Source organism: Drancourtella massiliensis (genome assembly GCF_016900655.1).
Taxonomy (GTDB): domain Bacteria; phylum Bacillota; class Clostridia; order Lachnospirales; family Lachnospiraceae; genus Sellimonas; species Sellimonas catena.
The window spans coordinates 100810-123827 of sequence record NZ_JACJKH010000008.1 but is presented as its reverse complement, the minus strand read 5'-3'; the positions used below and the strand labels follow the sequence as shown (position 1 = coordinate 123827).

Here is a 23018-nt window from a genome sequence, read left to right as displayed (position 1 = left end):
GCTGCGAACCCACAACATTATAACATAGGAGGTTTTTCCTATGGTACCTTATGTAACGCTACGGCTTCGCCTATTCCCCCATCTCAGATGGGGGTTTGCGAATTATTCAATCAAAGCTGTAAACAGTATCATCATATTGGAACGAAACACTCTCTTTTTTAATGACATGGTTTTTCCTCTTTTCCTTTTTTCTGATCTTAATCATAACGCAGACGTCTGCTTTTTCCAGATGTCTCTGCAAGCCTCTTCTGTCTGGTTTTCTTTCCTAAAGCGTACCACGGACGGCTAAAAATTCTTCTATCATTTCTTAAACAATTTCTAAACAGTAAAAGCCGGATGGCATTCAACTGTTGAAAACCATCCGGCTCAAAAACTTCCGTCTTTCTCTTATCCTCTTTTTCCCGGTATTCTGCTCTCACACGGCACTTTTGTCTGGCATTTTCCGCATCCGTACCGGGGTGCATACTTTTTCTTTGTCTCTTCCAGAAACTGGTCGCACGGCAGATGTTCTTTTCCGTTTTCCAGCGAAATCGCTCCCGCCGGGCATCGTCTGATACATGCGCCGCAACGGGTACAGTACTCATAAATGTCTGTATATTCCCGTTTTCTCGGTTCAAATCTTTCACTGACAATCAGACTTCCGAGTCTCCCCGCAATTCCTTTTTCTGTAATCAGCCCTTTGGACAGGCCAAAGGTTCCGAGTCCGCACACAAAGGCAACATGACGTTCCGACCAGTTGCTTGTATAAGAAGCACCCTGCCATTTTTCTCCCCGTTCTGGATCTGGTTTTGTCACACTTTCAAACCTTGGGTCTGATGCCGGAATCATACTTATGATCCCCTCTTCCTTGAGAATTCTCTGTATCTCATCACAGACTGCAATGACAAACCGCTGCCCTTCAATCCGGGCATGAAGCCACTGGGCAGACGGCTCCGCCGCATCAGTCCAGTTACTTTTTTTGACCTCATCCGTAAACGGAATAAAGAAACTGATGACACTTTTGGCGTCCGGGAGCCATGCATCCGGCAGGAGAAACTGTTCTCCCACCGCCTCTTTCTTTTTCAGTTCCTCAAACATCGGATCATTTGCATCCCCATATCCCCAGATAGGAGGATCGTACATACGAAGTCCTGCATATTCAGGCGCAATTGCTTCCTCCTCAGACACGTAATTCAGTCTGCTCTCCATGACAAACTGCTCGATTTGCTTTTCCAGCATTGTTTTCTCCATCTTTTCCGCCCCTTTCTTCCACACCCGGCAATTAGAGATACAGTTCACATTCCTTTCTGACAGAGCATACTTCTTTTAACTTTTCACTGACCTCGGCCACAGCATCCGGGTGCAGTGCCCGTGCCCCATGCGGGCATACCGCCGTACATCCCATACAGGAAATACATACTTCCTCCTGGATGTCTGCCGGATCCTCCGGATCAATCGCATGCACCGGACATTTTGCCGCACAGATTCCACACTTCACACAGGTGTCTGATGGGCGAGGGATCATTCCGCCGCCTCCGGCTTCCCGGTACGGGCGGTTCCCCGGAATCGTTTCCGTTAAAGCCCGTTCTCCTCTCTGAATCTTCTGCCAGATCTGTTCTCCGAAAGCATGCAGATTCTCCGTATCCGTTTCATCCGGGCGTCCGGCCGCATATTGATGTGCGATCGAATGTTCCGCAATCGCAGCCACAGCCGCAGTCACCTGAAAGCCGCAGTCCTTTGCCAGATCTTCCATTTCTGCCAGTGTATCATCGTAGGCACGGTTGCCGTAAACACAGAGCAGAATACATGCTGCTCCATTTCCCTTGATTCTGGAAAACCGTTCTGCGGCTGCCGACGGAACACGGCCCCCGAAAGATGGCACAGCAAATACCACCACATCCTCTTCTGTAAACCTCTCTTCAGAAAAGTCAGCCCCGTACGTCATCAGATCCATCGTTTCCGTTTCTGTTCCCCAAGTCTCCGTCAGTTTTTCTGCTGCCTTTCTCGTTCCGCCTGTCGGGCTGAACAGTATGTTTACAATTCGCATCCTTTTTTTCTCCTTTAATCCTTTAGTTCTTCCTTGCTCTGCTTTCAAAATAAATAAACCGGTCAATGGAATCGAGAATATCCTTGAAATCCTCCCTTGGCGCCAGGTCAATATATTGCTTCAAAAGCTCGGTTTCCTGCTTTTTGTATCTTCCATAGAAGATATCAAACAGGTTGTGGCCCCGGAGGTGAATCCGGATCTCCTCCATATGGGTCTTCACATCCTCTGTTGTCTCCAGATCTTTCCCTAGTACCTCCAGAAGCTTTCTCCCACTTCGGATTTTATGCAGATACTCCTTCCATTTTTCCAGAAAAATCTCATAAAACGCTTCTTCGGACGGTACGACTCCAAGCTGAGCCATAATCTTCGGGTTCAAAAAATAATTTTCAAACGAATAATACTTCAAAATCAGTACATTTTTCTCCGTCACCCGCGGAAGTTTATCCACGTCTTCCAGATTTCGCTCTTCATAGTACCGGCAGAGCTGCCGTTTCAGTTCCCCCGGATCTTTCCCGTCCCCATCCCGGATCATCAGAAAATTATCCCTGAGATAGATCTGGTTCATGTATTTCAGGTTCGCATAGGTTTTGATGTTCGTGCAGCTGTTGGTCGTAATAATAGCAATCCTGGAAAGTGTCCCGTCCTCTTCATAGGTTTCGTCATAATACTTCCGGATCAGAAGCGGCAGCCTGTTTTTATCCTGCTTCCCTTCCACGATGAAAACAAAATTTACATTCATAAGATCATTGGCGGAATATCCGAGATCATCCAGCACTTCACTGATATCCGTCTTTTCCCGGACTTCGGAGGAGCCGTCCTTTCCGGTCAGCACCTGGCGGATCTGTCTGCTGTTAAAGTTTGCCAAGAGATTAGGCGCATGGGTGGAAAAGATCACCTGACTCTTTCTGGAAAGCCGGTAAAGGATATCTCCTGTCACCTTCTGCAGCTTTGGATGAAGGAAAATCTCCGGATCTTCCACGAGGATCAGATCTGTCCCCGCTACTTTTGTCTCCTCACAGGTCTCCAGAAGGGAAAGCATGTAAATACTCCGCATGCCCTTTCCCATGCTGTCGATACTTCGGATGCCATTTTGATCATCCCTGCTGATTTCCGTTGTAACCGAAAGCATCTTCTCCATATCCCGGTTCATCGAATAACGGATTGTCTCTTTCCCTCCGTTTTTACGGAAATTTGCATTGACACGCTGGGAAAAGCTGTCAAGATTCAGATGATACAGCTTATATTCCAACAGTTTTGCGGCCTCAAACGCATTCAGTTCGGCTGTTGTCTTTTTATGAATCAGTCCGATACAGGAAAAACAGTGATTACACATTTTGGCCATATCAAACATGCAGCTTCCGGATCTCATCCTTTTTACCAGATCATCCTCCTGCATCATCCAGAGATCTTCCTCAAAATTTTCCAGATCTCTTTGCGCGTCAATATAATATATTTTCGGAAAGAGCATCGGAATATGGCGGTTGTTTTTTGTGAAACCATCACCGTAGCGCACTTTCCCGTCTTTGTTCACTGTACATTCAAATGCCACCTCTCCGTCATGAAATGACGGAATCTTTCTGCAGAAGTCCCGGTACCAGGATTCGTACCGTCTGTAGGAACTGACAATCCCGCACTGATGCAGTCTTTTTAAGTCTTCCTCTTCTACCGACAATGTCAGCATGATTTCAATATTGGGAAAATCTTCCCGAAAATCCTCTGGCTGAACCTGATAGATTCCTCCCGCGGTCCGGAGCGCATCCAGAATGGCCGTCTTTCCCGTACTGTTCTGTCCGACCAGGATCAATGCCTGCTCAATATCCGGGATATGAATCTCCCGGATCGACTTGAAATTTCGGATACGGATATCCTTGATACGCATGGAAACACCTTCTTTCCTTCCTTTTAGAATTATTGTAACAGGATCGCTCTCATGCTTCCAGTCATAATCCATTTTCCGTGCAAAAAACCGGACAGATTGGAAAGTTTTTCTTCCCTTTCTGTCCGGCTTTTATTTATACGTCTTTTTCTTTTATTCGGAAACCGTTTCTCCTGCCTCTACTGCATTGATCTTTTCCTGAATCGAAGCTACGGAAGAATCATCCGGCACAATAACCGAAAGCGGTCCTCCTGAATAGGAATAGCAGTACTCCGTGGAAGAAGTTCCTTCTGCTGCGACAGATACGACATCCCAGCCATTCATCCCTGCCAGCTGGACTCTGACAAGCTCCTGGAGCTGGCTTGTAGACATATTGGTCTCGGTATTTCCGCTGACCTGATCAATCAGACGAGGTCCTTTAATCAGGATCGATGGAGACATTGCCTTTTTCAGCATGGCCTCAATGACAGCCTGCTGGTTCTTCCCTCTCTGATTATCTCCCTCCGCAAGCGCGTGACGTTCACGGCAGAATGCCAGTGCTTCCTGGCCGTTGAAATGATTGGTTCCTTCTTTGACCTCAACGACAAGTCCTGACTCCTCTCCCGTCGTAAACGCAATGTCCGACTCAACATCAATGCCTCCAAGAGTATCCACCATCTCTATCAGAGATGTAAAGTTTACTCTTACATAGAATGGGATATCCACATCATACAGCTCTTCCAGAGTTGCCATGGAAGTCGCGATTCCATAAGTACCTGCATGAGTCAGCTTGTCCGGGTAACCTTCCGACACACCGGGGATCGGTACGTAATAGTCCCTCGGTGTCGTAACAAGTAAAATCTGCTTTGTCTTCGGATTCACAGTTGCGATGATGTTGACATCACTTCTACTCTGCTGCGTAATGTCTCCATACACATCAATTCCGCTGATATAAACGCTGAACGGATCTTCGGAAACATTGACACCCGCGGCGGCTTCACTTAACTCCGGTGCTTCATTGCCGTCCGTAATATCATTTAATGCGGAACGCACTTCAAACATATAGAATGCCGCCACGAGAAGTACTGCACTGATCAGGAGTCCAAGCAGCGCTCCCAGAAAACGCTTCTTCCGGAATCCGTTCTGCATCCGGTAAACCAGAAGAACGAGAATCAAAAGGACAATTGCTGCTGCACCAAGATAAAGCCACGGAATCATTCCCAGATAAACTGCTGATGCCAGAAACAACGCCGTAGCAATCAGCTGAATCAAAAGGATCAGCTTCCCATTTTGCTTCCGGCTCCTTTTGCCTGACACAGGATAGGAGTCTTCCGGCCTTCTCCTTTTTGAGGAGCTTTTCTCTCTCCGGTATCCAAACCCAAGATCTTCCGGCATCCGGATTCTCCCCGGTCTTTCCTCGTAATCATAATCATCATCATAGTCGTCATAGTCATCGTAATCATAGTCATCATACCCGCTATAACGATCATATGTATCATAGCCTGTGTATCTGCTGTTTCTTCTATTATTAATGTAACTTTCGTCAATCTCATTTCCATCATAGTCCGTATAGCGGCTTCTGGATCGCCCTGCGGTACTGCTTTTGGAAGTTCTGGAGTAAGCCGTCCGCTGTCTTTTCCCCGGACTGCTCTGCTTTTTTCGTCTCTTCAATGCCTGCTCATAGGCCTGCCTGTCCTGACGACTCATTTTCGACATAGTTCATCTTCCCTTTTCTCTTATTTATTCCCATTCATTCCCTCGTTAGATTATATCCCGTATTCCAAAAGGAAGTCAAGCAGGACCCTTGGAAAAAAGACATCAAAACAGAGCCGGACCCCCGACAAATCCCGTATTTGCGCAGGTTCCCGGCTCTTTATGATTTTGGTTTTCACAAAAAATTAAGAAATCTGTCAGGTTTTTATCCCTGCTTGACATTGGATTCCCACTTTCTGTAAATCGCTTCAAGCGCATCTGTCACTCCTTCAATCCCCAGAAGGCTTACATTAAAAAGCATTCCATGCGCCTCAATACTTCCCCATTCTCTTCCGGTATGAGCTTCGTAATAAGTCTTTCTCTCCCGGTCCATCTTCTTAATTCTCTCCCATGCCTGTTTGGAATCCAGTCCATAAATCTTCATGATACGGCGGATCCGATCCTCCTTGTAGGCATAGATAAAAGTGTGAATGCAGTTGCTGTAATCTCCCAGAATATAGTCAGCGCATCTTCCGACGAAAATGCATGGTCCTCTCTCGGAAAGGCGGTTGATAATACTCGTCTGGACTTCATAAACCTTGTCGCTTAGCGGCACAGATTCATTGCTGTCATTGATAAAGACTGTATAATCACGCATATTTACTACATAGGCCGAGAGAAACTTTCCAAGGATTGTCTCATCCACCTTCTCTGCCGCCTCCTGACTGATCGACAGTTCATGCGCTGCCATTGAAATCAGATTGTTATCATACAGCGGAATGTTCAATCTCTCGGAAAGACGGTTTCCTACCTCATGCCCTCCGCTTCCAAACTGTCTGCCAATGGTAATAATAGTATGATTCGTCATATGCACACACTCCTTTTCGTTTATAAGTGAAACATGGAATCAGTTTTTCTTTTTCCGGATCTGGAGCTGTAGATTGACCGTCATCGGGTTGATAGTCACACCCTTTGTCTCCGGTGCAAGAAGATCCGGAATCTTTTCCGCCGGAATTACGGCTGTCCGGAAACGATTTTCTCTGTTGAATTTCTGAAATTCCATAATATCCGTAAATACCGGCTGATATGTGTCATCTTTCTTGTCTTTTAAAAGAGGAATTCCCTTATCCGCCTCAAAAGCTACGATATAACGTCCTCTGGAAAAATGCGCCATTACTTCATCCTGAAGATCTTTGATCTCCTGCTCACCTTCTCTTAACCGGAGTCTCTGGGTTTTCTGCATCAGATATAATGCCGTAAGAACCAGTTCCGGATTTTCCACCCGTACCTTTCCATCCGGTAATTCTTTTACCTCTGCCCTATGTACAATCTCCTGAAGCTGAAGGCGCTCTTCCTTGCCGGAATTCTGATCCACAACAACACAGTTGACTCCAATTGTGTAAAGATTGGAAAAAAAATGCAGAAGCTGCTTGTTCTCTACTTTTACAAGACTTACCGGCTCCTTTTCCTCAGCAAGTGCTTTCGCCGCTGTCTGTGCATCCTCAAACTTCAAAAATACAAAAACTTCATCGTCAAATGTCTCCGGATCGCAGAAAACATATGGCATCTTTGTACATACGGATGCAATGGTATAGATCTCTGCCGCCCTCTGGATTGACTGAATTACTTCTTTTTTTCTGTCTGTCAGTGTCTCATTCTTCTTTTCGTCACTCATAATCTATATCTTTCCTTTCTGTGTCATTCCTGCATAGATATAGTATATACGATTTCTCCAAAACCTACAATTTATTTCTTTTCCTTTATTTTCGGATATGGATATGACTTAAAAAAATATAAAGAGCCATGCAAAGAGCCAGAATATATCCGATTGCCCCAAGCGCCGGAATTCCCCAAATTTGGGGTTTCATATCCGTCGTACAAATGATACTTGAGCTGATCAGAAGAGCCATCGCCAGAAATCCCATGATAATCCGCTTCACAAGTCTGGTCAGCATTTCATTCAGGTCATCTGTAGAATGCAGATCCAGATTGATCCGGTTCTGTCCTTTCAGAAAACCATGAAGAATATCTGCCGTCAAAGCAGGTATGTCAAGTGCCTTATGCAAAGACCGGTACACGCTTCTTGCATTATGTTTTAACGCATTCTTCCAGTCTTTTTCCAGGAAAATGCTTCCAGACATTCTCGCTGCTGCTATGCCGACCATATTAATCTCAGGAGCCAGATCTGCAAGAACCCCTTCCATATGTGTCAGTCCCCTTGCCAGCATTGTCAATCCGTGCGGCATCCGGATTTTATTTTTCTTCATCACTTCCATCAGATCCTGGATCACTTCGGCCAGATCGATATCCCCCATATCAACAGTTCCATATTTAGAAAGCAGATCCCCGATATCTCTGTACAGCTCGCTCTGATCCGGATGTCCCTGAAATTCTCCAAGAGCCATGACCACTTCCAGAATCAGCGCCACATCATTGGCGGCCACCCCTTTTACTGCTTCAGCAATCAGATCTTTATCTCTTTCTGTCAGCCTGCCCATCATTCCCATATCAATCCAGATGATTTTGCCACCCCGGATTCTTACATTCCCCGGATGCGGATCTGCATGGAAAAAGCCGTCATCCATAACCTGTTTAATATAGTTATCCACAAGCTTGGTCCCGATCTCTTTCAGATCGTACCCGTTTTCCAGCAGTTTTTCCTTTTCATCAATTCCAAGTCCGTCAATATACTCCATTACAAGAACATGGGTTGTCGTATATTCCTTGAAAAGCGCCGGAGTTCCCACAAAAGCCACATCTTCATTTTTTTTGGCAAATTCTTCCATGTTGGACGCTTCAATCAGAAAGTTCATTTCTTCCTGAGTGACTGCCCAGAGCTCGTCCAGCACCATATCCAGATCCACCAGACCTTTCATGCTGATGGGAGGAAGCAGCCGGACTGCCTTGTGAAGAAGTCCGATGTCGCGGGACATAATATCATAAATTCCCTTCCGCTGTACTTTTACCACTACTTTTTCCCCGGTCTTCAGTACCGCCTTATGTACCTGTGCAATGGATGCAGACCCCAGGGGAACCGGATCCACCTCTGCAAAAACCTCCGTATACGGACATCCGTAGGCTTCTTCCAGTACTTCCTGTACCTGTTCAAAAGGCATCGGAGCCACGTCAGAACGGAGCCGCATCAACTCGTCACAGTATTTTTTCGGAAGAATATCGGAATGCATGGAGGCAATCTGCCCCAGTTTGATATAGGTAGGACCAAGTTCCTCCAGAATCAGGCGGAGTTTTTCCGGTGTCACCCCACGTGAAATTGCATGTTTATGGAGCACTGAGGTTATTTCTTTTAAACGTTTTCCATATTTTTCCGATGATTGCTCGCTCATTAAAACTATTCTGTCTCTCCTTTATCCTCTTCTGATGTCTCTTCCGGTTCTTCTGCTTTTCCCTCCGGATCTGTCCCGGATTCCTCCTGTGCCTTCGGCTCTTCTTCCATCTTCTGGATCGCCGCTTTTAAATCAGCAAGCTGTTCCGGCGTCATCTTCCCTATCAGTTCCTGAAGTTCCTCCGGAGACGACGGTTTGATGGATACATTGACCTTTTCCTTCATAGTCTTCCTGATATTATGTTTCAATTCTTCGTTGAGTACCTTTCCCTGTTCTACCGTGATCTCGCCTTTTTTTACCATCTCATCAAGAAGATCTTTTGACTTTTCTGCCGTAACCGCTACGGCCCCTACCCCGGCAAGAAGTACTTTCTTTAAATTTTCACCTAATCCATCCATATGTATTCTCCTCTCTTTTTACGACTGTATGAACCATCCGGCTATATGCGGGACAAAAATCAGAAGTCCTATTATGACAGAAGCAATCGCTGCGATCAGAACCGCGCCTGCCGCCGTATCTTTTGCAATTTTTGCCAGGGGCTTTTTCTCCTCCGTCACCAGATCCACTACCGCTTCCAATGCTGTATTGACAAGCTCCAGCGACATGACAAGCGCACAAAGGACAATGCAGATACACCATTCTGAAACGGTAATCCGGAAGGCAATCCCCGCAATCACAACCATCAGAAGTGCCGTGCAGTGAATTTTCATATTCCTCTCTTTCCGGATTCCTGTCCAGATTCCGGCAAAAGCATATCCAAAACTCCTCCACAGCGGATTCTTCTTTTTCCCCGGCATTCTTATCATCCCCCATCTTTCTCCGGTCTTTGTATCCCGCTAATTTATTATTATTTTATCAAATCTCGAACAAATTAACCAGTCTTTCTCATTATTTTTTTATTATTTTCAGAATTTTCCCACTTGCAAATATTAATCCACTCGGTTTTTAAATCATATCACTTCTTCTTTTTTTCAGGATTCTATTGATAAAAACGCAAAAATAGTACAAAATGAAAACAGATACAAGAAATTACACAATAGGAGAGAAAATATGAGATTATATGTAGCTTATGGAAGTAATCTTCACAAAAAACAGATGGAAGAACGGTGCCCGGGCGCAGTTCCTTACGCAGTCGGAACGCTGGAAGGATGGGAACTGATTTACCGTGGACTTGAACCGGAAAAAATCTATGCAACCATCCAGAAAAAAGAAGGTGCTGTCACCCCGGTCGCACTGTGGGATATTACTCCGGAAAATGAAAAAAGCCTTGACGAGTACGAAGTGTACCCGACCCTTTACTACAAAGAGGATGTTCCGGTTACGCTTCAGGACGGACAGACAATCACAGCCATGGTCTATATCATGGCCGAAGAAGCAAAACCGGGCCGCCCGTCAGACACCTACATCCAGACAATCCGGGAAGGCTATGGAGACTTTGGACTGGATCTGTCTGTCTTTGAAGCATCCCTGGAACATGGTTGCTGTTAAAATCTGACCTCGGTGTAAACCATCTAACGCAGCATCATAAATTAAAAAGAATCTTATTCCTATTTCTTTATGTTTTAGCATTATAATGTTGCAACAAATGGAGGTTTACGGTTGAGACTCTCCCTACCGTGATCTTAACCGTACAACATGCCCGAATTTTGCGGTTAGAATTTCCATTACTAAGATATTAACCGTACAGAATACCGAAAAGTTACGGTTATGAATCTTATTTCCGTGATATTAACCGTACAACACGCCAAAACTCTACGGTTAAGATTCTTATTTCGGATCTTTTAACCGTGCAATATGCCAAAATTTTACGGTTAAAATTCTCATTGCCAAGATATTAACCGTACAAAACGACTAAAGTTTGCGGTTAAGGCCCTTACTTTTCAGGTTGTTAACCGTATATTATGATGTTGTATATAACGAATCACTTAACCAGCTAAAGCCACATAAACAAAAAAGAGAGAACTCTCTTTTCCCGAAATCTGATTTCAGGAAAGGAGTTTCTCTCTTTTCTTTATAACGGTAACTATCCCTGCAATCACCAAAAGCAGGCCGCTCATCTTCCATGTCGTTTCGATCGACCAGATCTCCGCAATCTTTCCCATGACCAGCATGGAAACATAATTAAAAATACTCACAATCATTGAGTGAAAGGACAGGACTGTGGCCCTGTTTTCATGGCTGATTCCTGCATTTAATACGGTCTCCTTGAGCGGATATATGATCCCCAGGAAAAACTCAAACAGAAGGATTCCAAACAGCAGGCTCCAGAATGTATGCAGATATGCCAGTGCAAACACACTGATTCCGCATACTGCACTAATCACTGCAAGTGCCGAAAACGACCGTTCTTTTCTTCGTTCCAGTACCGCATTTCCCGCCAGCATCGCGGCCCGCATCAGTACCCACGCCAGTCCGATCACCGTATAATTAACGCGTTCAAAACTGTGCAGCATCGGCGACCAGAATACAAATACCGGTGAAAAAGCAAAAGTCAGAATACTGTTAAACAAAATCACATTCCAGACATTTTTGTCTTTCATACAATACTGCACGCTCTCTTTTATGACTTTTTTTACACCAGACGCTGCTTCTGAAATCTGCCTTTGTGTTCTCGTCTTTCTGACCGTCTCCACCTTTGGCATCACTACGAGACTGATTCCTATGTAAATCACCGCTGCCACAAACGCAAGCAAGAATATTCCTTCAAGATAAAAATCCGCAACCAGACCTCCCAGCAGGCCGGACAGGATCATCATGACAGAAATCCCTTTGTTTTTCAAAATAAAGACCGTTCTGCTTTCTTCTGTCGACGTATTGTCGATAACCCATGCATCCAGCGTCCCGGACTCAAAAGCACAGGCAATACCAAGGGAAATCTGTGCTGCCAGAAATACCGGCATTGTATCACAGAAGAAAAACAACACATTGGTCACAGCCATCAGAATTCCGCTGAGTACAGTCGTCCCGACATATCCAATTGAATCCGCCAGCGCGCCAGTCGGGATCTCCATAAAAAACGAAACAATCAGGGACATGGCGATGACAAGATTTGCCTCCATCGTATTCAGTCCCTTGCTGTACAGAAACAGAACAAATGTCGCCCCTGTAATTCCCGCATAAAACTCAAACAGACAATTCAATAACAGAAAAGTTCTTCTGACTTTCTTCCTTCTTATGCTTTCCGAAGCGTCAATCATGCTTCCTTTTCTCATACCCTTCATCCCATTTCCATTTTAGAAATATATTGTTTCGATTATATCACCGACACAAAAGATACTATTCTTTTCTCAAGGAAATTACCAGCGCCACTCCAAGAATCACCGCTCCTCCGATCAGTTCCCGGATTCCCGGCACCTCACCGAGAAAGAGAAGTGCATACACGATTCCGTAAACTGTTTCCATACCGGAGACAATGCCGGCCGTCTGAGCTTTTACTTTCCGCTGTGCGGCCACATAAAGGGAATGGGCGAATGCGGTACAGATAAAACCGATTGCGGCAATACCGAGAATATTCTGTGTTGTCCAGTTTGTTTTGACAAAAAATATTGCCGGAAGCAGGACAACCGCTGCCGTTCCCTGTTCGTACAGGCAGACTGTTCTTGCCGCATAACTGCGGGATAGATACCGGTTTGCCAGAGACAGAACCGCATACGACAGACTGGACACCATTCCCCAAAGGATCCCGATGGTAATCTGATTCTCCAGTGAAAATTCCGGTATCGTAATAAAGACGCCAAGAAGCAGGACCGCCGCGCTCAACACACTTGTCACCTTCAATTTTTCCCGGAACAAAAGTGGTTCCAGAAATGTCAAAAACAGCGGGAACGTAGAAAAGGTAATGGTCCCGATCGCCACAGAGGAACTTTGAATCGCCTGGAAAAAGGTCGTCCAGTGGGCTGCCAGAACGATCCCTGCAAACACCGCGATGCCATAGTCTTTCCTCGATTTGAGTTTCAGGGAGGCTCGACCTGCTATAGAAAGCAGGAAAAGCAAAAGGGAGGAACAGATGACCCGCCCTCCTGCTACAATCACTGCCGGAGCTGTCACAAACTGTCCAAGGACAGCAGACAGCCCAAACAGCATGACTGCAATATGTAATGATATCAGACTTTTTCTATATTCTTCTGACTGAACTGACTGCTCTTCGTTGTGCATGCCGATCGTTTCTCCTTTGTCTATCCGTATTGCCGTCTTCTTTCTCTTTTCTTTTGATTACGGCTTTCCACACCTGCGGCTATCCAGAAAATCAGTGTACCGATCCATCCGCATATAACCCAGGCTCCATAAATTTCCACCTCCTGATTATAACATGCCCGGAGCGTCTGGTACAGTTCCAGATCGGTCCATCTATCATCCGCAAAGAATCCCCGGATTCCATCCACATAAAACCGGATATCCAGGATCTGCTCCGGCGGCAGAAATTCTCTCGGTATCTCAAGTTTTCCTGTCAGAAAATAGATCACCACAAGCCATGCTCCAATCATCAGTACGCCTTCGACTCCCTGTCTCCACTGCTTCTCCTGCAATGCCCCGAGTTTTCGGATACCGACAATCAGAAGGATCACGCTCATCGGAAGCAATGCAATCAGCCATGACAGATACACTGCCTGCGAAGCCATTGTTCTGTGTGAGGACAGATTCAGACTCTCTCCTTCGATCTGTCTGCCAAAAACATTCCATGTAAAGTCAGACACCTGATTGACATGGAGCGGCTTCTCATTCGTCTTTCTGACAGTATAAACCGAAACGCTGCCCGATCCCTCTTCTATGTTTTCTATCTCATATCCGGCAGTTTCTGCCTTCGTAATCTCCCCGGCCTCCAAAGGCTCCGCAAGTTTCAGCAGGATTCCTTCCGGGAGCTTTTCGATCTGCTTTTCCATACCCCGTCCAATCAACATATGAAAAGCCAACAATCCTGCAAGCAGAATCAATGCTGTAAGAAACAGAACAATTCCTCTACTACTCTTTTTTCTCTCCTTTTCCATCATTCTTCCCCCGCAATCACCACTGCGTCACCGTCTTCCAGCGGCCACGCGGAATAATCCACAATTTTTCTCAGTTTTCCCTGATCATTCCTCGCCGACTGAGAAAGGATATACGCCTTATTTCCCTCTTCCCACATTACAGCAGCATTCTCGTCCTTTACAACATACAGTTCCTTTCCAAACAGCCCTTCCCGCTCTTCCACATAGTAAAGAGCTGTCCCGAACTCATCTTCTTTAAAACAGGACACCGGAAGGGTAAACATGTCTATCAGTTCTTCCTCGGTACATTGGATCGGACTGACTGTTTCCACTTCGATCCGCATCATCTTCTCCACCCTAAGAGACAGTACTGTGCAGATCAGAAGCAGAAGAAACACCGTACATCCGGCAATCCAAACTTTCTTTTTCCTCATACTCATCAACTCCATAGAATATCTCTTAAACCATCTGTCAACTCTTTATGATAATACAGGAAGAAGAATGTAACCGGGATCAGACACAGCAGTCCGCATACCGACTGTACTGCCATGCTGTTTTCCATCACGCTTGCGAGAAATACCGAAAGCGGATAATCCAGTTCTCCTTCCAGGAAAATGATCGGCTGTTCCACCATGTTCCAGCTCTCCACAAAGGTGAGCACAAACAAAGTCACCACAGCAGGCTTTGAGGCCGGCACTACAATATAGCGGACAATCTGAAGCTGATTTGCACGGTCCAGCCTCGCCGCCTCCAGCCATTCATCCGGAATCGATTGAAAGATAAATGTCAGCCACACTGTTCCGAACGGCGAAAAGATTCCCGGAATAATCAGAGACTTCCAGCTGTTCAAAAAGCCCAGTTTCTCCATCAGAATATAATTTGGAAGCAGGGTCACCTGTACTGGAAGAATCATAAAAAGCGCCATGACAAACAGCCAGAACTTCTTCCCGATAAACCGGTATTTTGCAAACGCCGTACCTGCCATGCACGCAAGCACCGTCTGTCCTCCCGCAATCAAAAGGCACATGCCAAGACTTCTCCAGAATTTGATCAGATATCCCGGACTTTCCAGCAGTACCTCATAATAGCCCATCAGGGAAATCCCCGCATTTCTTCCTTCCCAGACCGAGCAGACCAGCATATAGATCACCGGATAGAGAAAGACCAGAGAGAGAATTCCCAGAAAAAGAATCCGTTTTTGTTTCTTTTTAGCCATACTTCTTCCCCCTCCTCATAATCAGATACAGCACATACACAACTCCGGCAGCCAGAAGCAGCGCCGCGACAATACTGACTGCAGCCGCGGAGATCTTCTGATAATTCAGGTTCTGAAAATTGTTATTCATAAAATGCTGCAGCAAATAAATACTGTCATCCGGATAATTGCCTCCAAGGAGGAATGCTTCCCTGTAGCACTTGAACGCGTTCATCACGGAAAGAACGATTGTAAACATAAAGGTCGGAATCAGCATCGGCCAGGTGATGTGCCGGAAGGACTGAAACTTCCCGGCTCCAAACAGCATTGCATACTCATAGTACTCTTTTGGGATCATCTGAAGCCTTGCGAAATAAATGAGCACATAGTAACCGGTAAATCGCCAGCAGTACAAAATGCAGAGCACCCAGAACGCCGCCGAAGAGTTCAGCCAGTCTTTTGCCTCTCCTCCAAGCAGTTCCATCACCTTATTCCAGATGCCGGACTCGCCCCAGAGAAACTGTACCCCAAGTACCACCGATGCAATCGGCAGAATCATCGGGTAAAGGAAGGAAAGCTGGAAAAACCGCACTCCTCTTACCGTATTCTGAAGCAGTATCGAAAGCACTATGGCCCCAAAAAGTGTCACCGGAACAGTCACAATCATATAACGAAGTGTATTTTTTACCGCCAGCAGAAACATCTCGTTTTCAAACAGATCCTGAAAATTGGCCATTCCGACGAATTCCCGTTTCCCAATCCCAAAAGAAACCGAATACCATCCCGTAATCAGAAACGGGACGAAATAAAATACAAGGAAGCCTGCCAGCGCCGGAAGCGCAAGCAGAAGACCGCTGTTTCTCTTTCTCATCACTTCTCCCTCCTCTCTTCTTTCAGCTCCTGTTCACTTACTCCTCCACCAACATTTTGTAAGTATCAATAGCGGTGTCGGCAATCTTGGAAAACTCCGTTTCTATATCACAATTTAGATTCGTAACCCTGGAATTCCCCGCCATAACATCGAAATTCAGTGCCCTTTCTCCTTCTGTCAGGAAATAAGCACCGTCAATCTCACGAAAACTCTCCTGCATTTCCTGAATCATTTCTTCCGACGGGAATTCTCCCCATTGCTCAAAAGCGGTCTTCTGAACCGGCATATAATTACCGTCCAGATATCCATATAAACTCGGCAATCCCATGCTGGAATCATCTGCATGTTTTTTTCTGTACTGTTCCGTCCGGTCATTTAAGAACAACATGAGAAAATCATAAGCTTCTTTCTTTCGATCGCTGGACATAGATACTGCCCCATAAGACATGATCGATGCCATTTTCCTTCCTTCGATATCAGGAACAACCTGCAGATCTATTTGAGATTCATAAAATGCGAGCAGTGTTTTGTTCAACGGTCTAAAGTATAGTTCATTTTCTTTTCCGCTTATTTCTTCATATGCTTCTTTCCTAAATTGGAAATACTTCTCTGAAAATTCAACCCACTTATCTTTATCAAGCAGTACTTCTTTCGTCTCATAATCTGCCGCCGGCTGCATCCACCGCGCACCATGAGCACTAAACATATACAGTGCCTGTTTCAAACGGATGTCGTCAGAAGCACGAATCTGTTCCAGCCATTCTTCCAAAGTATCTCCCGTCATCTCTTCTATGTCCTCTGATCTTGGCAGTACATAGTAACATACTGACATTGGAATAATATACTGACGTCCGTCATACTGTCCTGCTTTCAGAAATGTTTTATTATAATTGCCGTCCTCCCAGTAGGAATCTTTTTCCATGAATGTATCCAGAGACGCTAATGCTCCGCTCTGCATCGTTTTGTACGGGTTATCTATCAGAAATCCCCCTTCTCTTTCCGCATTCTCCGGAATACTATCCAGTAAAAAAAGATCCGGTCCCTTTCCCGCCATAATCTCTGTCTTAAGTTTCTGAATCTGGGGCTCCCGTTCCTCTTTGTATTCCGCAAGTGTTTGAATATCCACCTGTATTTCACTGTTTGTACCTTCGATAAATTCTGCCGCAAGGTTTACATTATCATATAATCTTTTCTCCGTCACAACCCACAGGATTTTCTTTTCTTCGCTTTTCTCGTCTATTCCGCAGCTGCAAAGTCCTGCTGCCAGAGCGCACACAGATAAAACCGCAACTCCTTTCCGAACCCTGTTTTGTTTTCTCATAATCCTTCCCCTCCTCTCTGCGCTTTCGGCTTTACTCTGACACCATCATTTTATAGGTATTCCATGCGCGCTCAGCAACCTTAGGAATATCTGCACTCCAGTCATAGCCTTCAGAGCGATTTTTCATAAATATTTCATCTATTCCTTCATACAATTCCCTTTCTGCTTTTGTCAGAAAATAAGCACCATCCAACTCATGGAAAGTCTCTTCCATTTCCTGCACTGCTTCATCAGGTAGGTTTCCCATCCATTCTTCAAAAACCTTTTCCTGTACCGGAATATCTCCTCGATCTATATAGCCATACAAGCGTGGTAAAGGGGCGTCCGGGTTTTCGTTCTCATAATCCTTTGTCCGATCATTTAAAAACAACATCAAGAATTCATAGGCTTCTTTCTTGCAATCACTAGACATACCTACTGCTCCATATGTCATAATGGAAGCCATCTTGTTTCCATCTAGATCCGGAACAACCTGCCAGTCTATTCCCTCCTGCCAAAGATTTGGTCCCGGCATATCTACTTGATAATGCTGTCCTTGCAAAAGGCTCTCCTGTTCATCTGTCTTAAATTGAAAGATTTCATCGGCAAACTCGCTCCACTTCTTTTGGTCAAAAAAGATTTCTCCGGATTCATAATCTACTGCCGGTTGAATCCACCGTGCACATCGAAGCGCCATATTCATTGCCTGCTTTATCCTGATATCCCCAGAATTTTTTGCCTGTTCCAGCCATTCCCCCAGAGTATCTCCAGTCATTTCTTCCATATCAGTTGTCCTTGGCAGTACATCATACCTCACAGACATCGGAAGGATATACTGGGTTTCATCATACTGTCCGGCTTTTAAAATCACTTCATTATAAGTACTATCCTCCCAATAAGAATCCTTCTCCATGAACTCATCCAATGGTGCTAATGCACCGCTCTGCATGGTTTTGTATGGGTTTTCCAATAGTGGAATCGCTTCCTCTATCACATTTTCTTCTTTTTTTTCGAGTAGGTAGACATCCGGTCCCTTTCCTGCCATAATCTCCGTCCGTAGTTTTTGAATCTCGTTTTCCCGTGTTTCTTTTTCATCCGGAAGTCTTTGGATTCTCACCTCTATCTCGCTATTCGTTCCTTCTGTAAAACCTGCTGCAGCCTCTGCTTTCTTATACAATCTTCCATCTGCCACGACCCGCAGGATTTTCTCTTCTTCGCTTTTTTCTTCCGTTCCGCAGCCCCAAAGTCCTGCCGTCAGGGTACATATACATAAAACTGCTATTCCTTTCCGGATCACATCTTGTTTTTTCATAATCCTTCCCCGCCTCTCTGCGCTTCCGGCTTTATTCTGACACCATCATCTTATAAGTGTTCCATACGCTGTCGGCAAGCTTGTCAATTTCTGCACTCCAGTCATAACCCGGGCGTGAACAATTCCAGGCTATCTGATCCAATCCTTCAAACAGTTCCCTTTCTGCTCCGGTCAGAAAATAGGCTCCGTCAAGTTCACGGAAAGATTGCTGCATTTCTTGTAGAACTTCCTCAGATGGATAATTCATCCATACTTCAAATGCGTTCTCCTGTACCGGGGTAAAACTCTTATCAAGATACCCATAAAAAGCTGGTAATTTCATGGAATCTTCCGAATGTTCTTTTTGATACTTTTGAGTCCTGTCATTTAAAAACAGCATCAGGAAATCGTAAGCCTCCTGTTTCAGATCACTGGACATTCCGACAGTTCCATAAGACATGATCGATGCCATTTTCCTTCCTTCGATATCAGGAACCACTTGTAGACCTAATGGGGATTGCTCGTTATAGTACAACACTTCCATTGAATCTTTAAATACGAATCGGCTGTCTATGTCTGAGTTTATGACTTCATCCTGCACGTCAATATCAAACTGAATGCAGTCCCGAGCCAGTTCTTTCCATCTTTCTTTATCAAATTTTACTTCTGCTTTTTCATAATCTGCTGCTGGCTGTATCCACCTCGCTGTTTGCAATGCCAATCCATAAAAAGCCTGTTTCAAGCGAAAATCGTCAGAGGAAACAGCCTGCTGCATCCATTCCTGCAATGTGTCTCCTTTCATTTTTTCCATATCATCCGGTCTTGGCAGTACATAATACAGCACAGACATCGGAATGATATACTGGCGTCCATCATACTGTCCTGCTTTCAAAATTGCTTCATGATAGGTATTGTCCTCCCAATAAGAATCCTTCTCCATGAATTCATCCAAAGACGCTAATGCCCCACTCTGCATTGTTTGATATGGGTTTTCTAACAGTGGCATAACAGCTTCTGCTGCATTTTCCCGAACGCTCTCCAGTAAATAGACATCCGGTCCTTTCCCTGCCATAATCTTTGTCCTCAGTTTCTGAATTTCTATCTCCCGTTTCTCCTTGTCATCCGGGAGCCTTTGGATTCTCACCTCTATTTCGCCATCCACACCTTCCAAAAATCTAGCAGCGAATTCTACATCTGTATACAGTGTTCCATCCGTCACGACCCGCAGGATTTTCTCTTCTTCACTTTTCTCTTCAGTCCCGCAGCTGCAAAGTCCTGCTGCCAGAGCGCATACACATAACACTGACATTCCTTTCCGAATCATATTTTGTTTTCTCATAATCCTTTCCCCTCCTCTCTGCGCTTTCAACTTTATTCCGACACCATCATCTTATAAGTATTCCATGCGCTGTCAGCAGCCTTTGGAAGAGCCTGAGTCCAGTCGTAGTCCGAATAGATGGCTTCAGAGCAAATGTCGCTTGCTTCTGTAAAAAGGGTTCTTTCTGCACTGGTCAGGAAATATGTACCGTCTAGTTCACGGAAAGTATTTATGGTTTCCTGAAGCACTTCATCATCAGGATATCCCATCCAGACTTCAAAAGCACTTTCCTGTACCGGAACATTTCCTATATGGCTTAGATATCCATAAAACTCTGGAAGCCTTATATCCGGATGTTCTTTATTATATTGTTTTGTTTGATCATTCAAAAACAGCATCAGATAATCGTACGCTTCCTGCTTCAGATCACTGGACATTCCTACTGCTGCGTAAGACATAATCGATGCCATCTTCCTGCCATCAATATCCGGAACAATCTGCAAGTCTACTTTCTCATTCTTATCAGCAGCTCTCCCATTTTCAAAAAAATAGTGTTCTTCCACCAAAGCAAGCTCTTCTTGGGCTGCTTTCCCAAACCGAATGAACTTGTCAGCAAATTCGCACCATTTTTTCTGATCGAAAAGGACTTCTCCGGATTCATAATCTGCTGCAGGCTGTATCCACCGTGCTCCCTGACTCATTAATGTGATAAAATATTTTTTTAACCTTACATCCTCCGAATTTGCTACCTGCTCTACCCATTCTCCCAAGGTATCTCCGGTCATTTCTTCCATATCCTCTGTTCTTGGCAGTACATAATACATCACAGACATCGGAATGATGTACTGCCGCCCATCATACTGTCCCTCTTTCAAAATTGCTTCATGATAGGTATTGTCCTCCCAATAAGAATCCTTCTCCATGAACTCATCCAAAGATGCCAAGGCCCCGCTCTGCATCGTCTGATATGGATTTTCCAACAGTGGAAGAAACTCTTCTCCATTTTCCTGGTTTCCATCCAGCAAATACACATCCGGTCCCTTTCCCGCCATAATCTCTGTCCTCAGTTTCTGAATCTCATTCTCCCGCTCCTCTTTCTTTTCTGGAAGTTGCTGAATTTCCACCTCTACCTCGCTATTCGTTCCTTCTGTAAAAGTTGCCGCAGCCTCTGCCTGATCGTGCAAGCTTCCATCCGTCACGACCCGCAGGATTTTCTCTTCTTCACTTTTCTCTTCAGTCCCGCAGCTGCAAAGTCCTGCTGCCAGAGCGCATACACATAACACTGACATTCCCTTCTGAATCATGCTTTGCTTTCTCATACTTTTTCCCCCTCCTCTCCTGTTCAATTATCCGGCTATTATTGTCTAAATTATATCATTGTCAAAAATACTTGTCTATCATTATAGATTTAAATTCATTTTTTTGTGATAATATTTAATCATCAACATTATTTGTCAATATTTTCATCTAGAATATTCTTTAATCTTCCCTTAATATTTATTCTGATTATTTTCTTTTATATAAAATATTCCAAAATTTTACCCCCCCCCATTAAATTGACACATATTTTATTTGTTGATATAATAAGGGAAATACAATTTATGTGAGGGCAAAGGTATGATATCTGTAAAACAAGTTAGTAAATCTTTTCATGGTAATTGTGTTCTGGATCACATCAGCTTTGAAATCCCGGATCAGACAGCCACGGCGCTGATCGGACCAAATGGAATCGGAAAAACAACGCTTTTGAATATTCTGTGCGGATCTCTGGTACCGGATTCTGGCGAAGTCACCTCCGAAACTCCTGATTTTCAAAGAGAAATTTTTACCGTTCTGTCGGGTTCCCATCAGCTGTATGCAAAAAATACAGTGAAAGAAAACATCGAATTCCTTGCGGTGCTGCGGGGCCTTTCCAACTCGGATATCCGGCAGAACCTGGACCGGTACCTTCCTTCTTTCCCGCTGTATGACTCTGTGAAAAACAAACTGTTTGAGGAGCTCTCTACCGGTCAGAAACAGCTGATGATTCTGCTTGCGGCTCTGGTGACGAATTCCCGGTATCTGATTTTAGACGAACCGACCGAAGGACTGGATCTGGATCACAAACGGGCACTGCTTCACGCTGTTACTTCCATCCGAAATACGAAGACCATTTTGATCACGTCCCATGATTCGGACTTTATTACGTCGGCCGCCGAACGATTTCTGTTTCTGAAAGACGGGCAGATCGCAGTCGAAAAAGAACATCTTGATACAAAGGAATTTCTGGAAATTTATGAAGCATTATATTTACAGGGGGAATCGTTATGAGAATAATCTGGTATGAATGTAAAATGGATGTGTTAAGGACGTTCCGCTATAAGATGGGACTGGTTTCTGACCTGGTGATTTATACATTACTTCTCTGTTTTTTCTTTTGGTCTAATACAGGGCAGTCCTTTCAAGAACTGTATGGCGTAGAAAATTATCAGGCACTGCTTCTTCTGGGCTACGTGGCATGGACCTTTTCTGTCACAGCAATTTCCACTATTGCTTCCCAGCTTCTGGCAGAGCTTCAGCGCGGCACCCTCTTTTTCAAGCTTCACTCCCGTCTTCCGCTTCAGATTCTCTATCTGGGAGACCTGCTTTCCTCGGTGCTCGTCCAGACTATTGTTGTGATCATTTATTCTGTTGTAACATATTTCTTTTTCGGGGTACGGTATATAGTAACACTTCCGATCGTGGCCGCCTTTTTGATTTCCATCCTCGGCATGTACGGAATCGGACTGATGATCGCAGGGCTTTCTCTGTATTACAAACGGATCGGCGCTGTTGTGCTTCTGGTGCAGTTATTTCTTCTTTTTGTTACGGATACCATTCCGACGTCGCCCGTCATCACAGAAGTTTCCAGCGTGCTTCCGCTTACGATGTGTAATACCGTGATCCGGAACAGCTTTGTTCACAAAGATCTGGGAATGACGTTCCTTTTGCTGTGCGTCGTCAGCCTTCTCTGGTTTGCGGCTGGATATATAGTCTTTGACTGTTTTATGAAACAGGCCAAGAAAAAAGGCAATCTTCTTTTATACTGATGTACTGTTTTTGCAGACCCTTCTTTCTCCGGGAGAGAACTGGTTTCCTATTCGACAAAAGGAACCATTTCTCTCCCTTTTCATACCCTGATAG

Annotated in this window: 22 protein-coding genes; 3 read left to right on the top strand and 19 right to left on the bottom strand. The window is 44.8% G+C overall.

Annotated elements, in window-relative coordinates; genetic code table 11:
* Nucleotides 1-387: 387 nt before the first annotated feature.
* The 9 genes from H6A32_RS06280 to H6A32_RS06240 form a co-directional block, all read right to left on the bottom strand.
* On the bottom strand, nucleotides 388-1230 hold the full coding sequence (locus H6A32_RS06280) for a 4Fe-4S binding protein (protein ID WP_204863957.1): 843 nt from the start codon (nucleotides 1228-1230) through the stop codon (nucleotides 388-390).
* Nucleotides 1231-1261: 31 nt separating this feature from the next.
* On the bottom strand, nucleotides 1262-2026 hold the full coding sequence (locus H6A32_RS06275; protein WP_204863956.1) for a 4Fe-4S binding protein: 765 nt from the start codon (nucleotides 2024-2026) through the stop codon (nucleotides 1262-1264).
* Nucleotides 2027-2048: 22 nt separating this feature from the next.
* Nucleotides 2049-3977: an ATP-dependent nuclease gene (locus H6A32_RS06270; protein ID WP_430749575.1), complete on the bottom strand. Its 1929-nt coding sequence runs from the start codon at nucleotides 3975-3977 to the stop codon at nucleotides 2049-2051.
* A gap of 78 nt (nucleotides 3978-4055) precedes the next feature.
* The gene (locus H6A32_RS06265) at nucleotides 4056-5597 is read right to left on the bottom strand and encodes an LCP family protein (protein ID WP_243424866.1); all 1542 of its coding nucleotides are present in this window, start codon (nucleotides 5595-5597) and stop codon (nucleotides 4056-4058) included.
* 202 nt (nucleotides 5598-5799) lie between these two features.
* Nucleotides 5800-6441 carry an AAA family ATPase gene (locus tag H6A32_RS06260; RefSeq protein WP_204863955.1) on the bottom strand — a complete coding sequence of 214 codons (642 nt, stop codon included), beginning with the start codon at nucleotides 6439-6441 and terminating at the stop codon, nucleotides 5800-5802.
* 39 nt (nucleotides 6442-6480) lie between these two features.
* Nucleotides 6481-7248, bottom strand: coding sequence for an SseB family protein (locus H6A32_RS06255; RefSeq protein WP_204863954.1), 768 nt, complete (start codon nucleotides 7246-7248; stop codon nucleotides 6481-6483).
* An 85-nt stretch (nucleotides 7249-7333) separates the two neighbouring features.
* A complete protein-coding gene (locus H6A32_RS06250; RefSeq protein ID WP_346342251.1) occupies nucleotides 7334-8863 on the bottom strand; it encodes an ABC1 kinase family protein in 1530 nt (509 codons plus the stop codon).
* A gap of 59 nt (nucleotides 8864-8922) precedes the next feature.
* Entirely contained in the window at nucleotides 8923-9315 is a 393-nt protein-coding gene (locus H6A32_RS06245; RefSeq protein ID WP_204863952.1) for a phasin family protein, read from the bottom strand.
* Nucleotides 9316-9333: 18 nt separating this feature from the next.
* Nucleotides 9334-9723 carry a diacylglycerol kinase family protein gene (locus H6A32_RS06240; RefSeq protein WP_346342250.1) on the bottom strand — a complete coding sequence of 130 codons (390 nt, stop codon included), beginning with the start codon at nucleotides 9721-9723 and terminating at the stop codon, nucleotides 9334-9336.
* Nucleotides 9724-9967: 244 nt separating this feature from the next.
* On the opposite strand from H6A32_RS06240, the gene H6A32_RS06235 reads away from it, so the two are divergent.
* Nucleotides 9968-10405, top strand: coding sequence for a gamma-glutamylcyclotransferase family protein (locus H6A32_RS06235; protein WP_204863951.1), 438 nt, complete (start codon nucleotides 9968-9970; stop codon nucleotides 10403-10405).
* A 497-nt stretch (nucleotides 10406-10902) separates the two neighbouring features.
* On the opposite strand, the gene H6A32_RS06230 is transcribed toward H6A32_RS06235, so the two are convergent.
* From H6A32_RS06230 to H6A32_RS06185, 10 genes are all read right to left on the bottom strand, one after another.
* On the bottom strand, nucleotides 10903-12129 hold the full coding sequence (locus H6A32_RS06230; protein ID WP_204863950.1) for an MFS transporter: 1227 nt from the start codon (nucleotides 12127-12129) through the stop codon (nucleotides 10903-10905).
* Nucleotides 12130-12193: 64 nt separating this feature from the next.
* Complete coding sequence (locus H6A32_RS06225; protein ID WP_204863949.1) at nucleotides 12194-13072, bottom strand: DMT family transporter; 879 nt, start codon at nucleotides 13070-13072, stop codon at nucleotides 12194-12196.
* A gap of 20 nt (nucleotides 13073-13092) precedes the next feature.
* Complete coding sequence (locus tag H6A32_RS06220) at nucleotides 13093-13902, bottom strand: hypothetical protein (protein WP_204863948.1); 810 nt, start codon at nucleotides 13900-13902, stop codon at nucleotides 13093-13095.
* On the bottom strand, nucleotides 13902-14315 hold the full coding sequence (locus H6A32_RS06215; protein WP_144289696.1) for a hypothetical protein: 414 nt from the start codon (nucleotides 14313-14315) through the stop codon (nucleotides 13902-13904). The genes H6A32_RS06220 and H6A32_RS06215 overlap by 1 nt, the downstream gene beginning before the upstream one ends.
* 5 nt (nucleotides 14316-14320) lie before the next feature.
* A complete protein-coding gene (locus H6A32_RS06210) occupies nucleotides 14321-15097 on the bottom strand; it encodes a carbohydrate ABC transporter permease (protein WP_087169443.1) in 777 nt (258 codons plus the stop codon).
* Nucleotides 15090-15947: a carbohydrate ABC transporter permease gene (locus tag H6A32_RS06205; RefSeq protein WP_204863947.1), complete on the bottom strand. Its 858-nt coding sequence runs from the start codon at nucleotides 15945-15947 to the stop codon at nucleotides 15090-15092. The genes H6A32_RS06210 and H6A32_RS06205 overlap by 8 nt, the downstream gene beginning before the upstream one ends.
* A 37-nt stretch (nucleotides 15948-15984) precedes the next feature.
* Nucleotides 15985-17268, bottom strand: a complete 1284-nt coding sequence (locus tag H6A32_RS06200) for an ABC transporter substrate-binding protein (protein ID WP_204863946.1) — start codon at nucleotides 17266-17268, stop codon at nucleotides 15985-15987.
* A gap of 31 nt (nucleotides 17269-17299) precedes the next feature.
* Nucleotides 17300-18292, bottom strand: a complete 993-nt coding sequence (locus H6A32_RS06195; protein ID WP_204863945.1) for a hypothetical protein — start codon at nucleotides 18290-18292, stop codon at nucleotides 17300-17302.
* A 298-nt stretch (nucleotides 18293-18590) separates the two neighbouring features.
* Nucleotides 18591-19877, bottom strand: coding sequence for an extracellular solute-binding protein (locus tag H6A32_RS06190; RefSeq protein ID WP_204863944.1), 1287 nt, complete (start codon nucleotides 19875-19877; stop codon nucleotides 18591-18593).
* Nucleotides 19878-19909: 32 nt separating this feature from the next.
* Nucleotides 19910-21175: an ABC transporter substrate-binding protein gene (locus tag H6A32_RS06185; RefSeq protein WP_204863943.1), complete on the bottom strand. Its 1266-nt coding sequence runs from the start codon at nucleotides 21173-21175 to the stop codon at nucleotides 19910-19912.
* 298 nt (nucleotides 21176-21473) lie between these two features.
* On the opposite strand from H6A32_RS06185, the gene H6A32_RS06180 reads away from it, so the two are divergent.
* Both H6A32_RS06180 and H6A32_RS06175 read left to right on the top strand, forming a co-directional pair.
* Nucleotides 21474-22166 carry an ATP-binding cassette domain-containing protein gene (locus tag H6A32_RS06180; protein ID WP_204863942.1) on the top strand — a complete coding sequence of 231 codons (693 nt, stop codon included), beginning with the start codon at nucleotides 21474-21476 and terminating at the stop codon, nucleotides 22164-22166.
* Nucleotides 22163-22924: an ABC transporter permease gene (locus tag H6A32_RS06175; protein ID WP_204863941.1), complete on the top strand. Its 762-nt coding sequence runs from the start codon at nucleotides 22163-22165 to the stop codon at nucleotides 22922-22924. Before H6A32_RS06180 ends, H6A32_RS06175 begins: the two co-directional genes overlap by 4 nt.
* Nucleotides 22925-23018 lie beyond the last annotated feature (94 nt).

Bases quoted from the DNA above. Each gene is read 5' to 3' on its own strand.
- H6A32_RS06280 (WP_204863957.1), bottom strand. From the start codon at position 1,230: ATGGAGAAAACAATGCTGGAAAAGCAAATCGAGCAGTTTGTCATGGAG.
- H6A32_RS06275 (WP_204863956.1), bottom strand. From the start codon at position 2,026: ATGCGAATTGTAAACATACTGTTCAGCCCGACAGGCGGAACGAGAAAG.
- H6A32_RS06270 (WP_430749575.1), bottom strand. From the start codon at position 3,977: ATGGATTATGACTGGAAGCATGAGAGCGATCCTGTTACAATAATTCTA.
- H6A32_RS06265 (WP_243424866.1), bottom strand. From the start codon at position 5,597: ATGTCGAAAATGAGTCGTCAGGACAGGCAGGCCTATGAGCAGGCATTG.
- H6A32_RS06260 (WP_204863955.1), bottom strand. From the start codon at position 6,441: ATGACGAATCATACTATTATTACCATTGGCAGACAGTTTGGAAGCGGA.
- H6A32_RS06255 (WP_204863954.1), bottom strand. From the start codon at position 7,248: ATGAGTGACGAAAAGAAGAATGAGACACTGACAGACAGAAAAAAAGAA.
- H6A32_RS06245 (WP_204863952.1), bottom strand. From the start codon at position 9,315: ATGGATGGATTAGGTGAAAATTTAAAGAAAGTACTTCTTGCCGGGGTA.
- H6A32_RS06240 (WP_346342250.1), bottom strand. From the start codon at position 9,723: ATGATAAGAATGCCGGGGAAAAAGAAGAATCCGCTGTGGAGGAGTTTT.
- H6A32_RS06235 (WP_204863951.1), top strand. From the start codon at position 9,968: ATGAGATTATATGTAGCTTATGGAAGTAATCTTCACAAAAAACAGATG.
- H6A32_RS06230 (WP_204863950.1), bottom strand. From the start codon at position 12,129: ATGAGAAAAGGAAGCATGATTGACGCTTCGGAAAGCATAAGAAGGAAG.
- H6A32_RS06225 (WP_204863949.1), bottom strand. From the start codon at position 13,072: ATGCACAACGAAGAGCAGTCAGTTCAGTCAGAAGAATATAGAAAAAGT.
- H6A32_RS06220 (WP_204863948.1), bottom strand. From the start codon at position 13,902: ATGGAAAAGGAGAGAAAAAAGAGTAGTAGAGGAATTGTTCTGTTTCTT.
- H6A32_RS06215 (WP_144289696.1), bottom strand. From the start codon at position 14,315: ATGAGGAAAAAGAAAGTTTGGATTGCCGGATGTACGGTGTTTCTTCTG.
- H6A32_RS06210 (WP_087169443.1), bottom strand. From the start codon at position 15,097: ATGGCTAAAAAGAAACAAAAACGGATTCTTTTTCTGGGAATTCTCTCT.
- H6A32_RS06205 (WP_204863947.1), bottom strand. From the start codon at position 15,947: ATGAGAAAGAGAAACAGCGGTCTTCTGCTTGCGCTTCCGGCGCTGGCA.
- H6A32_RS06200 (WP_204863946.1), bottom strand. From the start codon at position 17,268: ATGAGAAAACAAAACAGGGTTCGGAAAGGAGTTGCGGTTTTATCTGTG.
- H6A32_RS06195 (WP_204863945.1), bottom strand. From the start codon at position 18,292: ATGGCAGGAAAGGGACCGGATGTCTACCTACTCGAAAAAAAAGAAGAA.
- H6A32_RS06190 (WP_204863944.1), bottom strand. From the start codon at position 19,877: ATGAGAAAACAAAATATGATTCGGAAAGGAATGTCAGTGTTATGTGTA.
- H6A32_RS06185 (WP_204863943.1), bottom strand. From the start codon at position 21,175: ATGAGAAAGCAAAGCATGATTCAGAAGGGAATGTCAGTGTTATGTGTA.
- H6A32_RS06180 (WP_204863942.1), top strand. From the start codon at position 21,474: ATGATATCTGTAAAACAAGTTAGTAAATCTTTTCATGGTAATTGTGTT.
- H6A32_RS06175 (WP_204863941.1), top strand. From the start codon at position 22,163: ATGAGAATAATCTGGTATGAATGTAAAATGGATGTGTTAAGGACGTTC.